This is a genomic window from Parabacteroides sp. AF17-3 (assembly GCF_003635445.1).
Classification (GTDB): domain Bacteria; phylum Bacteroidota; class Bacteroidia; order Bacteroidales; family Tannerellaceae; genus Parabacteroides; species Parabacteroides goldsteinii.
Genome location: NZ_QTMM01000025.1, coordinates 71537 through 84946, shown reverse-complemented (window position 1 = coordinate 84946; position 13410 = coordinate 71537). Strand labels below are relative to the sequence as shown.

The window sequence follows — 13410 nt, the reverse complement described above, 5'->3', positions numbered from 1 at the left end:
ATGAATTCAAACGTAACAGATAAAGTGAAGGTTATGTCTTTCGGGGTAAAATTAGGGGTTAGGTTTAAATTGAATTAAAAGATCACCGATTGATCTTTAATCTATTAAAAGCGATGAAGGCCGGAAGATGATTTCCGGCCTTTTCGTTTATCTCATTATTATACAAAAGAAGATTAGAAAAGCTACCATATATTTTCTACCTTTGCATTTATCTATAACAAACCGAACAATGTTCACGAAAGCCCATAGATAAAAACTGAAAGCATTATGAATATACAACAACTCGAGTACATCCTGGCAGTAGATACATACCGCCACTTCGCAAAAGCAGCAGAACATTGCAGAGTAACACAACCTACGCTCAGTATGATGATACAAAAACTGGAAGACGAACTTGGCATTAAATTATTCGACCGGAATATGCAGCCGGTCTGCCCTACCCCCGCCGGACGTAAGGTGATCGACCAGGCTCGTACCGTTCTTTATCAGGCTTCCCTTATCAAAGATATTGTCAATGAAGAAGAACAGTCACTAAAAGGTACTTTCAGGTTGGCAGTACTTCCGACGATCGCTCCTTACCTGCTACCCCGTTTTTTCCAGCAGTTGTCTGAAAAACATCCGGAGCTGGATATTCGCATCCTTGAAATGAAAACGGCTCCCACTATGGCTGCAATCCTGAATGGCGAGATAGATGCAGCCATCATCGCCAACCAACCCACAGAAAACCAGATACAAGGCGATACATTATATTATGAGCAGTTCTTCGGATATGTGGCTAAAAATGATCCGGTATTCAAAAAAGATATGATCCGTACGGCAGATATCAGCGACGAACATCTCTGGTTGCTGGATGAAGGTCACTGTTTCCGCGACCAGTTAATGCGTTTCTGCCAGATGGAAAAGGTAAAACTGCGTCAGGCCGCTTACCGTCTGGGAAGCCTGGAAACATTTATGCGCATGGTAGAAAGCGGCAATGGCGTCACTTTCATTCCGGAACTGGCAACCCTGCAACTCAGCGAAGATCAGAAAAAACTGGTACGCCCCTTTGCCATTCCTAAACCGGCACGCGAAATCGTCTGGATCACACGGAAAGACTTTATCCGTCATACCATTGCCGGTATGTTGATCGAGAGCATCAAGAAGTCTGTACCCAAAGAGATGTTGACGCTGCAAGCCGGATTAAAAGTCGTCTGAACATTATTTTTATCGCTTAACAAAAAAAATTATTACTTTTTGCTTGTAGTTTCCAAAAAAGCGTTACTTTTGCTGCGTATTTAAAAACAAACGAGACAAATGAATCGATTTAGCTTTACATATTTCTTTTATTACTTTTACTTTAGCAGAGTGAAGGCAGGAATTTGTATGTAAAGCGTTGATGATAGAAAATATGTATCAATAAACAATATAAAGTCCTGCCGGTTTCGGTGGGACTTTTTTTGTGACAATAAATTAGAAAGATGAAAAAGAAAGTAGCAATTCAGGGAATAGCCGGTTCGTATCACGACATCGCAGCCCGTAGCTTCTATGAAGGTGAAGATATTGAAATTGTTGGATGCAATACATTCAGAGATGTTATTTCAGCCATTAAGAAAGACCCGTCTTTGTTGGGACTGATGGCCATCGAGAATACTATTGCAGGGAGCTTGCTGCAAAATCATGAACTGATTCGCGAAAGCGGACTGAGAGTGATCGGTGAATACAAACTGCGCATCTCGCACTCGCTTGTTGCACTGCCGGGAACATCGATACACGATGTCACGGAAGTCAACTCCCACCCTATTGCGCTTATGCAGTGTACCGACTTCCTCGATACCTTGCCGAATGCCAAGGTGGTTGAGAAAGAAGATACGGCGATGAGTGCCCGATGGATTGCCGAGAATAACCTGGAAGGACACGCTGCTATTTGCGGGAAACTGGCCGCCCAAATCTACAAGATGGAAATACTGGCCGAAGGGATAGAGACCAACAAACGAAACTTCACCCGCTTCCTTGCCATAGCAGACCGCTGGACGGCTGAAGATCTTCTTGAAAAATCAGACATCAACAAATCTTCGTTAGTTTTCGCTCTTCCCCACACCTCCGGCAGTCTTTCCAAAGTCCTCTCCATTCTTTCTTTTTACGACATGAATCTTTCTAAAATACAATCGTTACCGATCATCGGCCGCGAATGGGAGTATTTGTTCTATATAGACCTGACATTTACTGATTATACAAGATACAGACAGGCATTGGATGCCATCACTCCATTAACAAAGGACTTAAAAATTTTAGGCGAATATGCAGAAGGAAAACAAAGTGTGTAACATCACACCCGCTGACCGTGTAGGCAGCGTACAGGAATACTACTTCTCAAAGAAACTGAAAGAAGTAGCCGAAATGAATGCCGCAGGCAAGAATGTGATCAGCCTGGGCGTAGGTAGCCCTGATCTGCCTCCTTCGGAACAGACCATCGAGACATTGTGCGAACATGCACATAATGCGAATGAGCATGGTTACCAACCGTATGTAGGTATCCCCGAATTGCGTAAAGGTTTCGCCGACTGGTATCAGACATGGTATGGAGTTGAACTGGACCCGAAAACAGAGATACAACCGTTGATCGGTTCCAAAGAAGGTATCCTGCATATCTCACTGGCATTCCTGAATCCGGGCGACGGCGTATTGGTTCCCAATCCCGGTTATCCGACTTATAGTTCTGTCAGCAAGCTGGTACAGGCAAATCTAATTCCTTATGAACTGAAAGAAGAATTAGGATGGCAGCCGGATTTCGAGGCATTGGAACAGATGGACCTTTCCGGCGTAAAGCTGATGTGGGTCAACTATCCGAACATGCCTACCGGAGCAAACGCCAGCAGGGAACTTTTTGAAAAGCTGGTTGCTTTCGGACGTAAACACGGTATCATTATCTGTAACGACAATCCTTACAGTTTCATCCTGAACGACCAGCCGTTAAGTATCCTGAGTGTTCCGGGAGCTAAAGATATCTGTATCGAAATGAATTCGATGAGCAAGGCTCACAATATGCCGGGATGGCGTATGGCGATGCTGGCCTCGAACGCCCAGTTCGTTCAATGGATATTGAAAGTGAAAAGCAACATCGACTCCGGTCAGTTCAAACCGATGCAGCATGCAGCTGTGGAAGCATTGAAAGCGCCGAAAGAATGGTATGACAATATGAACCGTACCTATCGTAGCCGCCGCGACCTGGCCGGACAAATCATGCACGCCATCGGTTGTACCTACGACGAAAATCAGGTCGGCATGTTCCTCTGGGGAAAGATCCCGGCAGAAGCAGAAGGCAGCGAAGCCCTGGCAAACAAGGTATTGTATGAAGCCAACGTTTTCATTACCCCCGGATTTATCTTCGGAAGCTGTGGCGAACGTTACGTCCGTATCTCACTTTGCTGCAAGAACGAAGCATTACAGGAAGCACTTATGAGAATTAAAGAATTGAAAATTAAAAATTGAAAATTATACGATCATGAAAATGGAATTAGAATCAATCTTATTACCCGGTGTAGACCCACAGCGTCCTATCATCATCTCGGGCCCGTGCAGTGCCGAAACAGAAGAACAAGTAATGGACGCAGCCCATCAGCTGGCATCAAAAGGCGTTAAAATATTCCGTGCCGGAATCTGGAAACCCCGTACTAAACCGGGAGGATTCGAAGGTATCGGAGCCGAAGGCTTGCAGTGGTTGAAACGTGTAAAGAAAGAAACAGGTATGTATGTAGCTACCGAAGTAGCCACAAAAGACCATGTATTCGAAGCGTTGAAAGCCGGAATAGATATCCTGTGGATCGGTGCACGTACCACCGTTAACCCGTTCGCCGTACAGGAAATCGCAGATGCTTTGAAAGGTGTAGATATACCTGTTCTGATCAAGAATCCGGTCAACCCGGACCTGGAATTATGGATTGGTGCTTTCGAACGTCTGTATGGTGCAGGTATCCGCAGACTGGGTGCTATCCACCGCGGATTCAGTTCATACGATAAGAAAATGTACCGTAACCTGCCGTTGTGGCATATACCTATCGAACTTCGCCGTCGTATGCCGAACCTGCCGATCTTCTGTGATCCCAGCCATATCGGTGGTAAGCGCGAACTGATCGCTCCGCTGTCTCAGCAGGCAATGGACCTGAGCTTCGACGGCCTGATGATCGAATCGCATCCTTGTCCGGATTGTGCATGGAGCGACGCTTCCCAGCAGATCACTCCGGATGTACTGGATTATGTTGTCAACCTGCTGGTTATCCGTAACGAGACACAGACAACAGAAAACCTGGCAGAACTACGCCGCCAGATCGACGGTATCGACGAGCAACTGCTCGAACTGCTGGCTAAACGTATGCGTATCTCCCGCGAAATCGGTGTGTATAAAAAGGAACATAACATGCCCATCCTCCAGTCACCGCGTTACAGCGAAATCCTGGAAAAACGTTCGGATATGGGACAGACGATGGACCTGAACACGGACTTTGTAAAAGAAATCCTGAAAGAGATCCACGAAGAGTCTGTTCGCCAGCAGATGATTATCATGAATGAGTAACAAAACTGCACACAGATTTTGCACAACGACCTTGTGACGGGCATCACAAGGGTTTTGTGACGAGCATCACAAGGTCGTTGTGACGGGCGTCACAAAGTCGTTGTGAAAGCGGAAAAACAAAAACAACCCGCCGGAAATAATTTATCAACAAAATAAGACAATGAAAATATTAATATTAGGTGCCGGAAAGATGGGTTCTTTCTTCACCGACCTGCTGAGTTTCGACCATGAAGTGGCTGTATTGGAAAACGATCCGAAACGGATGCGTTTCATCTACAACGCCCTTCGCCTGCAAAAGCCCGAAGAGGTAGCAGAGTTTGCTCCCGAATTGGTTATCAACTGTGTAACACTGAACTACACGATCGAAGCATTCAAAGCGGTTCTGCCTTATCTGCAACCCTATTGCATTATCTCAGACATAGCTTCCGTAAAAACCCACCTGAAAGAGTTTTACGAAACCTGCGGTTTCCCGTATGTCTCCACCCACCCGATGTTCGGTCCTACTTTCGCCAACCTGGGAAATCTGGAAAAAGAAAACACGATTATCATTTCCGAAGGTGACCACCTGGGTAAGATTTTCTTCAAGGATATCTATTCAAGCCTGCGCCTGAATATCCGCGAATATACATTTGAAGAACATGACAAGGTGGTTGCCTACTCTTTAGGTATTCCGTTCGCCTCAACAATGGTTTTTGCAGCCATCATGAAGCATCAGGATGCTCCGGGTACGACCTTCAAACGTCATATGAAAATTGCACGCGGCTTGCTGTCTGAAGATGATTATCTATTGACAGAAATTCTCTTCAATCCGCGCACTCCGAAACAGATTTCCCGGATACAGGAGGAATTGAATATCCTGCAAGATATCATCAAAGACAAAGACTCCGAAGCGATGAAGGGGTATCTGACTAAGATTCGTAAGAATATAGAATAATGAACCTACTTTTCCCTTGATGGAAAAGCAGACAAAAGATCAAGGCTGCACCGGCTTCACTGCTCCGGTGTAGCCTTGAACTTTTGGTTACTTTTCTTTCAAGAGAAAAGTAACACTCACCACTTACAACGTCTCCTGTTTCAACTGTTCCACAAACTGGTCGATGCGGCGTAACTCTTTTGGTATATCGATGGCTTGCGGGCAATGCTCGTTACACTGGTCGCAACCGACACAATGGTCTGCCTGGCGCAGTTTCGGGACGCTGCGGTCGTAGCCGACCAGGAAGGCACGACGGGCTTCGCGGTAGTTTTCATCCGTCCGGCTTTTCGGAACATTTCCTTCATTCACACATTTGTTATAATGAAGAAGCACGGCCGGAATATCTATCGCATACGGGCACGGCATACAATATTTGCAGTCGTTGCAGGGAATTGTCGGATATTTAATCATCAGTTGCGCAGTCTCTTCCAGAAAATCCTTGTCCTCGTCCGTCAGCGGAATAAGCGGGGAATACGTGCGGATATTATCCTGCAAATGCTCCATATACGTCATGCCGCTCAAAGCCGTCAGCACCAGTTCGGGTGAACCGGCAAAACGGAAAGCCCAGGAAGCAACACTATCTTCGGGACGACGCTGTTTCAACCGGGTAACGATATGCTGGGGCACATTCGACAGGCGGCCACCCAGTAACGGTTCCATGATAATCGCAGGGATATTCCGCTTTTCCAACTCCTGATAAAGATATTCGGCATTCACATTCCTTCCTGTCGCATGCCGCCAGTCGACATAGTTCAACTGTATCTGCACAAAATCCCAATGAACGGTATCGTGCATAGCCAGCACCTCATCGAAAACGTCCGACGTTCCGTGAAACGACCAACCCAGATGGCGGATACGCCCCGCTTCCCGCTCTTTCATAAGGAAATCCAACATTCCGTTATCGACATAGCGGTCGTTGAATGTCTTCATTCCCTGGCCGCCACCGATGGAGTGGAGCAAATAATAATCCAGATAATCGGTTTGCAACTCACTGAATGAACGGCGGTACATCGCCATCGAGTTTTCACGCGTATAGTTCGAGAAATTCGACAATTTGGTAGCCAGATAATACGAGTCCCGGGGATGCCGGCTAAGGGCAATTCCCGTAGCCTTTTCCGACCAGCCCTGCACATAAACGGGTGACGTATCGAAATAGTTCACCCCATGGGCGATGGCATAATCCACCAGTTCGTTGACAGCATCCTGGTCAATCAAGTCACCTTTCCCGTCGGGTGAAGGGATAGTCGGCCAGCGCATACAACCGTAGCCCAGCAGGGACACTTTATCCCCCAGTCCGGGGAATGTGCGGTAAGTCATCTGATCGGTCGGGACAGGCGAAGAGGCTTTGCTTCCGGAACCTCTCTGATCTTTCGGGGCACAGCCATAGAGTGCCGCCGTAGTAGTTGCCGCCGTGATGCCTACGATATTCAGAAAATCGCGGCGATTGATATGTTGATTCTTCATAGGTCTATTCTTTAAAAACGGATTAAATAACTCGATGTCTTTCATGCCCTTCCACATAGATAGCCGTAAACGGACGCGACGGGCAGAGATGTTCGCAGGCACCGCAGCCGATGCAACGTTCGGTATTAATGACCGGTATCTTCAGGGATTTCGGATTATCCGCATCAGATGCAACCATTTCTATCGCATTCGTCGGACAATGCCGGGAACAGTTACCGCATTCGACACCGTCGGTCAGCGGGATACAGTTCGCTTTCACCCATACGGCATGCCCTATCTGGACAGATGATTTATCAGCTTTCGTTATCGGCTTGATGGCTCCTGCCGGACAGACTTCGGAACACTTTGTACATTCGGGACGGCAATAGCCCCGCTCATAAGACATCTCCGGCTGCATCAATGTCATCAAATCGCCGGAAGGACGCAGGACATGATTCGGGCAAACAGAGATACAAAGCTGGCAGGCCGTGCAATGCTGCCTCATATTCCGTATGCTCAAGGCTCCGGGAGGGACAATCGCCGTCAGTTTTTCCTGTTCTTTCCGTTCTTTGATAGGTGCCAGTCCCCCGTCTCTTTTCATGATAACCTCTTCCCCCTTTTTCTCCTGGGCTTTCAGGGCACTCCCCATCATAACCAGAGCTGTTGCCGACAAGGCCCGGCGACGGGAAAGGTTCGTTTTATCTTCCAGTTCAGGTTTCTCCGTGCCGGTTGCCTGTTTCTTCGTTTTCCATACCGGTGCGTAGGTTAGCGCATTCTTACGACAGGCGTCCAGGCAATTCATACAGGCTACGCAACGGCTGCCATCGATTTTATGTTCCTTGCTGTTGATGCAAGCTGCTTTACACTGGCGGGCACAAAGGCCGCAACTGTTACATTTATCCGTATCTATCGTGACACGATACAAAGAATAACGGGAGATAAAACCCAACACCGTACCAACCGGACAAATCGTATTGCAATAAGTACGCCCATTACGCCAGGCCAATACGACAAGAACCACCAGCGTAGCCAAAGCCGCCAAAAACGTCGGCAGACTCTTCATCCATACATCCACCTCATAAAAAGCATAACTCTCCACCCGTGCCGCCAGATAAGCAAATAAATTATTCCCCCACATCCAAAGCGGCTGAAACAAATTATTAGCGATACGCCCATACGCACTGTAAGGAGCCAGCAAAGCAACCAGAGAGCCTACCCCCGCAACCAACGCCAGCACAAAAACGAACAATACCCCGTAACGTAACCAGGACAACGCCGGCGAATAAGAATAAGGCAACTTCTTCCCTCTCCTGCCAATCCGCGCAACAACATCCTGAAAAACGCCCAACGGACAAATCACCGAGCAGTAAACACGTCCGAAAGCCAGCGTCAGAAGGACTAAAAATAACACAACACCCACATTCAATGCCAACACGGCGGGTAAGAACTGGATTTTAGCCAGCCACCCGAACCATCCGTGCAACGTTCCTGTAAAGTCGAGGAACAGTAGAGTGATAAGCACGAAACATAAGGTAGCCGCTATCAGTCTGATTTTTCGTAACATCATGTATCCTATTATTGATTAATAATCCGGTACAAATATGCCGGATTTTTAATATAAAAGATACAGACGTCTCGTCAAAACGAAAAAAAAGGGAATAATCGCGAAATGCCGGTCAATCATTTACCAGCCACGCTTTAAACTCGGATGCTTTATTCTTGCTGACATAGATACGTTCGGGAACCTCCACATCGAGCGTCACCAGCAGACGGCTGTCGAACCAGATAGTGATGTTGGATATACTGTCCCTGTTTATGATGAACTGTTTGTTCGCCCGGGTAAAATCAGCCGGATTAAGGGACGGCATTATCTGTTCCAATGTCCGGGAATACGGGTAACTGGCTCCGTCTTTCAGATAGATGGAGGTATTTTTGCCGGATGTGTAAAAGCAGGAAACATCCTTCAGGTTGACCGGCAAGAGCTTGTCCTTATAAGGGACCAGCAATTTATCCTTGTATTTAGGGGCAGGGACCAGCCGGGTTAACTGTGACAGGTATTGGAGAATATCCTGCCGGTTCAGTTTGCCGTATTTATCCAAAGCATGCCTGATATCTTCGACCTTAATCGGTTTCAGCAGATAGTCGATGCTGTTCACTTTAAAGGCTTCTATCGCATACCGGTCGTAAGCCGTCGTGAAAACGATAGGCGTTTCAAGTTCTATTTTATCAAAGATATTGAAGGCCGAACCGTCGGACAGGTGTATATCCATAAATATCAACTCCGGAGCCGGGTTCGACTGAAGCCAGTGGACGGTCTGGGTGACACTTTCGGTATTCCCGGCAATCTGTATATCCGGGGCAACCTCCATCAATATATCCACCAGGTTTTCGTAAGCTGCTGTTTCGTCTTCTACAATCAACACGTTCATACAAGTATCATTTTAAAGGGAGACAGACGCGGAAAGTTTCTTCTGTCGATTCTATCCGTATCTGTTTATTCATTAACAAAGTAAAACGGCTCTCCAGGTTCGCAAGTCCTGTTCCGTTGGTATCGGGAGCGGACAGCTTCGGATAGACCGGGTTCGATACGACCAGTTCGTCCTGTTCGTTCAGCACGATTGAGATTTCCATTTTATGTTCGCTGTCTATCCTGTTATGGACAACCACGTTATCCACCAAAGGCAGCAAAGACAGAACAGGCAGCATCAACAAATCTTTCCGTTCTTCTTCCACCCGGACTGAAAAGGTCAGTTTATTCGCAAAACGTACTTCCATGACATACTGGAAAGACAGCATAAACTCCAGCTCTTCCCGCAATGAGACCAGCCCTTTCCGGTCACTCTGAAGGATATAGCGGAAAATATCGGATAACTGATGGACATACATCAGCGTCTTTTCGTCATCCTTTTTACGAATCAATGAAGAGATGCCGTTCAGCGAATTAAAAAAGAAATGCGGATTAATCTGGTTGGCCAGTGCATCGCAGCGGCTTTGCAGATTTTCAAAACGCAAACGCTCTATCTCCGACTCCTTCTCCCGCTGCCGGGAATACAACATGGAAATATATCCGATAAACGTACAGAGAAAACATGTCACGAAGAACTGGAATATCAGAATACTGCCCAAAGCATCCGTATGAATACCCAAAGAAGAAACCCCGTACGATATGGAGGCATAAAGCAGGTAAGCGATAAAAGAAAACAGGAAGTTACGCATCAGCCGTTGCTTGAACAGGGTAGCCGGCATCTTCTTCAGATTATAGCGTATCAGCAAGCTGATTAATCCCCAGAAGAAAAGGAAGCGATACACAAAAAAGGATAGAAGACCGGTAACGCCAGTCCCTTCCATATATTTCAACTCCCAGGGGATACAAGCGATATTTGGGTATATGATAAAAACCGTACTAATCAAGCTGACCAGCGGAAGTCTCCGGGCAATATAGGTATCAAACGAATCCATAGCATCTTATTTCCTGTAACAAAGAAAAACAAAATAATCGGCACTTCACAATCCCCAGGTAGGAAAACGAAAAAAAGCAGCGTGAAGACGAAAAGAAAATCACTGTCAGAATACCGGAAGGCGTTTTGACTAATTTCTTATTTCCCCGGGTCTGTAAATATAACAGGAACAGTATATCGACATTTCATAAAACGAGGTTGCTGATAGTAACCGACAGCCGGTTTCCAACGTGGCATAAGCCGAAGTACCCGCAAAGCCTCTTCATCAAATGCAGGAATATTGCTACCACGAACAACTTCAATATCCTCCAACTCCCCATACGTATTTATAGTAAATGTACAAGTAACCCTCACATTCTTATTCGAACCGATATACGAAGAAGGATATTGTAAATGTTTACTGATAAACTCTAAACAGGCAGCACTACCGCCGGGAAACTCCGGCATCGATTCATAATCGATAAACAGCTGTTCTTTCTGTTTATCCCATGCTTCGCGTATTTTCTGCCGGGTATAATGATGTTGCGGACGAAACGAGACATAAACAGCGTACATACATTCCATCCGTTTGCCGGCTTTATCATAGGCCGGAAGCCAATGCGACATTGTATTTATCAGACGCTTTACCTCTTTTTCACAGGCCGGCTCACTACTGTCCAGCGTGAAAGCATCTTTTGCCATCCCCATTGTGTCTATCGTAAACTGGCAAACGGCGTAACCTCCCCTATTTGCTTTTAACATATCTACAGGATACTCCATCTTATCATAAAAATACTTTTCAATATCTGCAAAACCGGGAAATTGGGGCTCCTCACTTAACTCCACCGGATTCTTCTGTTGTAATCCCAGCTGCCAGATGCCACGATAAACCGGATTACGGACTGTATCGACAGGTTCTTTTTCCAACTTCTCCCAAAGGGCGGCAGCTGCCTGCTTCGTCAAAGTCCAATCAGTCTCATTCCTGGCAATCCGGCTGTAAACGGAATCTCCCAGGTCGGTCAATTCGCGGCACAAAGAACCGGCCTCAGGTGCCCATTTCAAAGCGACGCTCACTTTTCCACAAGTATCCGTCGAAGCGAAATAACAGGTATACCCATCCAGTCCGAGGCTATATCCGTCTGCATCTTCTGCCAGCAGGAGGGCACGACGGAACAGATTCGAAAGCAAGTCGTACAACTCCCGGTCAGCCGGTGCTTCCATCGTTTTAGCAGATAATCTGTCTGTAGAATAATGAAAAAGATGATGGCCCTCAATCGCTTTGAACCGATAGATATCGTCCAACTGCTCTATTTCCCAGGCTTTACAATCATCCATGCAATCCTTATTCATAAAGAAAGCCTGCGGAGCGGAAGAAAATGTCGTACGCAGGAAGTTAGTACCAACCATTTCGGCAGAAAGAGTATCGTGAGTGAGTTCAAGATACCGGTCTTTTACCTGTGCACCCAAATCGACCAACGAAAACAGGTACACGAATAGAAATCCTATAATTCGCATAAACAGGCCCTCCAATTAGATATTATACGGTTTCCAAATATACAGAAAATCCCATGCCTTCCATCTCATTCTTGTCGGTTATTTTCTTCTTTATAGAAATCTACCGGAACGGTAAATTTTACTTTTACCGGTTTACCACGCTGCTGGCCCGGTATCCATTTCGGCATTTTCCGGACGATACGGATTGCTTCGTCATCGAGTTCTTTATACGAAGAAGAATGAATGACCTGAATATCACTTAACGAACCGTTTCTTTCCACGACAAACGAAACAGCCACACGTCCTTCTTTTGTTATGTTCTTCGAGATATTATCCTTAATGAATTTTAAAAGACCGGAATGACCGCCATCCGGAAATTCGGGCATTTGTTCTACGACAGTGAATACCCGCGTTGCAAATAAATGTTCCTCCTTTTCACGATATTCCTGTTCGGATAAACCACCCAGAACCGTTTCAGGAACAGGAGTTTTGGTAGCCTGTGCCAGTTCCTGTTTGCTATCCGACAGGCGAAAATCTGCCATCATCAACAGTTTGTCACCAACGTGCATATCACCGACGGTAACCTCATAGAAAAAGCGATAACGTCCGGTATGGTTCGGATACACATCGGGATAAAGAGATGCAGAAAACTCCCAACTATCTCCATTCTCTACCCCATAAAGGATATCGACTGCAAAATCATTGATAGGCAGTTCGCGCCAGACATCTTTATCGTCTTCATAGGTGATATAATAATGTGCACCACAACAAACAGGACCTCCGCTATGATTGTATAAGATAAATTTTACCTGCTTGGTTTCCGTTGAATAAACAGTGTATTCAGGACGAAGAGCAACGCCTTTTATATCGTTCACTCCTACTGTTGTATTTACAGGGGGCACCTCAGGACCGGTAAAACGGAAAGCCGGGGAATCCATCACTTTCTCACGAAATTCTTTTTGCTTCTCAGGAGTATTGACAATCAGGCATACCTCGATAGCATGTGCTCCAACCCCGGTACTTTTCACATTACGCATCACAGAAGTTCTTTCGAGTTGCCGCCATCGTTCAGTCAGCTTTTCGTTAATTGCTAAAAGTTCTTTTTGAGTATAGGTCAAACCTGGTTCGACAATGAACTCCTTCGACCCCAATATCTCTTCCAGTTGTTTACGGACAATGGCAGAGTCACCTCTGATTTGGATAACCAACGTATCCCGGTCATTAATATAGACGCCGCCGATAAAGTCGGGGCAATTCTTGCTCTCGACCGAAAAGCCGATAACACCGGGAGGGTTATCGCCATAGAGTTCACTCAGCTTATCCAATAGCCGCATCGGAACTTCCTGGGCAGAGACTTCCCGGTCTGACATATTGTGAGCCGGAGTCTCACAAATACTGTCTGTCGACATCGTGTCCGCCAATTTACGAGAAGTGGAGATGTTGCAGGAGAAAGCAAACAACAGACCACCGATACATACTGATAAAAGAAGTCGATTTTCCATACCTCATCTGAT

General features: G+C 46.2%; 11 protein-coding genes. 5 read left to right on the top strand and 6 right to left on the bottom strand.

All coding sequences use genetic code 11. From position 1 onward, the window contains the following. Window positions 1-267 precede the first annotated feature (267 nt). The 5 genes from DWW91_RS25705 (at window position 268) to DWW91_RS25685 (ending at window position 5483) form a co-directional block, all read left to right on the top strand. On the top strand, window positions 268-1194 hold the full coding sequence (locus DWW91_RS25705) for a hydrogen peroxide-inducible genes activator (protein WP_007658518.1): 927 nt from the start codon (window positions 268-270) through the stop codon (window positions 1192-1194). A gap of 263 nt (window positions 1195-1457) precedes the next feature. Continuing rightward, window positions 1458-2303 (top strand): prephenate dehydratase, encoded by an 846-nt coding sequence (locus DWW91_RS25700; RefSeq protein ID WP_007658519.1) that lies wholly within the window; start codon window positions 1458-1460, stop codon window positions 2301-2303. After that, window positions 2278-3468, top strand: a complete 1191-nt coding sequence (locus tag DWW91_RS25695) for a pyridoxal phosphate-dependent aminotransferase (RefSeq protein WP_122329308.1) — start codon at window positions 2278-2280, stop codon at window positions 3466-3468. The genes DWW91_RS25700 and DWW91_RS25695 overlap by 26 nt, the downstream gene beginning before the upstream one ends. 13 nt (window positions 3469-3481) lie before the next feature. Then, window positions 3482-4549, top strand: coding sequence for a bifunctional 3-deoxy-7-phosphoheptulonate synthase/chorismate mutase type II (locus tag DWW91_RS25690; protein ID WP_048316180.1), 1068 nt, complete (start codon window positions 3482-3484; stop codon window positions 4547-4549). 160 nt (window positions 4550-4709) lie between these two features. Continuing rightward, window positions 4710-5483: a prephenate dehydrogenase/arogenate dehydrogenase family protein gene (locus DWW91_RS25685; protein WP_007658525.1), complete on the top strand. Its 774-nt coding sequence runs from the start codon at window positions 4710-4712 to the stop codon at window positions 5481-5483. A 123-nt stretch (window positions 5484-5606) separates the two neighbouring features. On the opposite strand, the gene DWW91_RS25680 is transcribed toward DWW91_RS25685, so the two are convergent. The 6 genes from DWW91_RS25680 to DWW91_RS25655 all read right to left on the bottom strand — a co-directional run bounded on the left by DWW91_RS25680 (window position 5607) and on the right by DWW91_RS25655 (window position 13398). Continuing rightward, window positions 5607-6986 carry an aldo/keto reductase gene (locus DWW91_RS25680; protein ID WP_046147480.1) on the bottom strand — a complete coding sequence of 460 codons (1380 nt, stop codon included), beginning with the start codon at window positions 6984-6986 and terminating at the stop codon, window positions 5607-5609. Between the two features lie 22 nt (window positions 6987-7008). After that, window positions 7009-8529, bottom strand: a complete 1521-nt coding sequence (locus tag DWW91_RS25675) for a 4Fe-4S binding protein (protein ID WP_122329310.1) — start codon at window positions 8527-8529, stop codon at window positions 7009-7011. Window positions 8530-8641: 112 nt separating this feature from the next. Continuing rightward, window positions 8642-9394, bottom strand: a complete 753-nt coding sequence (locus tag DWW91_RS25670) for a LytTR family DNA-binding domain-containing protein (protein WP_007658531.1) — start codon at window positions 9392-9394, stop codon at window positions 8642-8644. Between the two features lie 7 nt (window positions 9395-9401). Beyond that, entirely contained in the window at window positions 9402-10424 is a 1023-nt protein-coding gene (locus tag DWW91_RS25665) for a sensor histidine kinase (RefSeq protein WP_122329307.1), read from the bottom strand. Between the two features lie 137 nt (window positions 10425-10561). Next, window positions 10562-11917 carry an energy transducer TonB gene (locus tag DWW91_RS25660; protein ID WP_122329306.1) on the bottom strand — a complete coding sequence of 452 codons (1356 nt, stop codon included), beginning with the start codon at window positions 11915-11917 and terminating at the stop codon, window positions 10562-10564. Between the two features lie 65 nt (window positions 11918-11982). Then, window positions 11983-13398 (bottom strand): energy transducer TonB, encoded by a 1416-nt coding sequence (locus DWW91_RS25655; protein WP_122329305.1) that lies wholly within the window; start codon window positions 13396-13398, stop codon window positions 11983-11985. Between the last annotated feature and the right edge of the window lie 12 nt (window positions 13399-13410).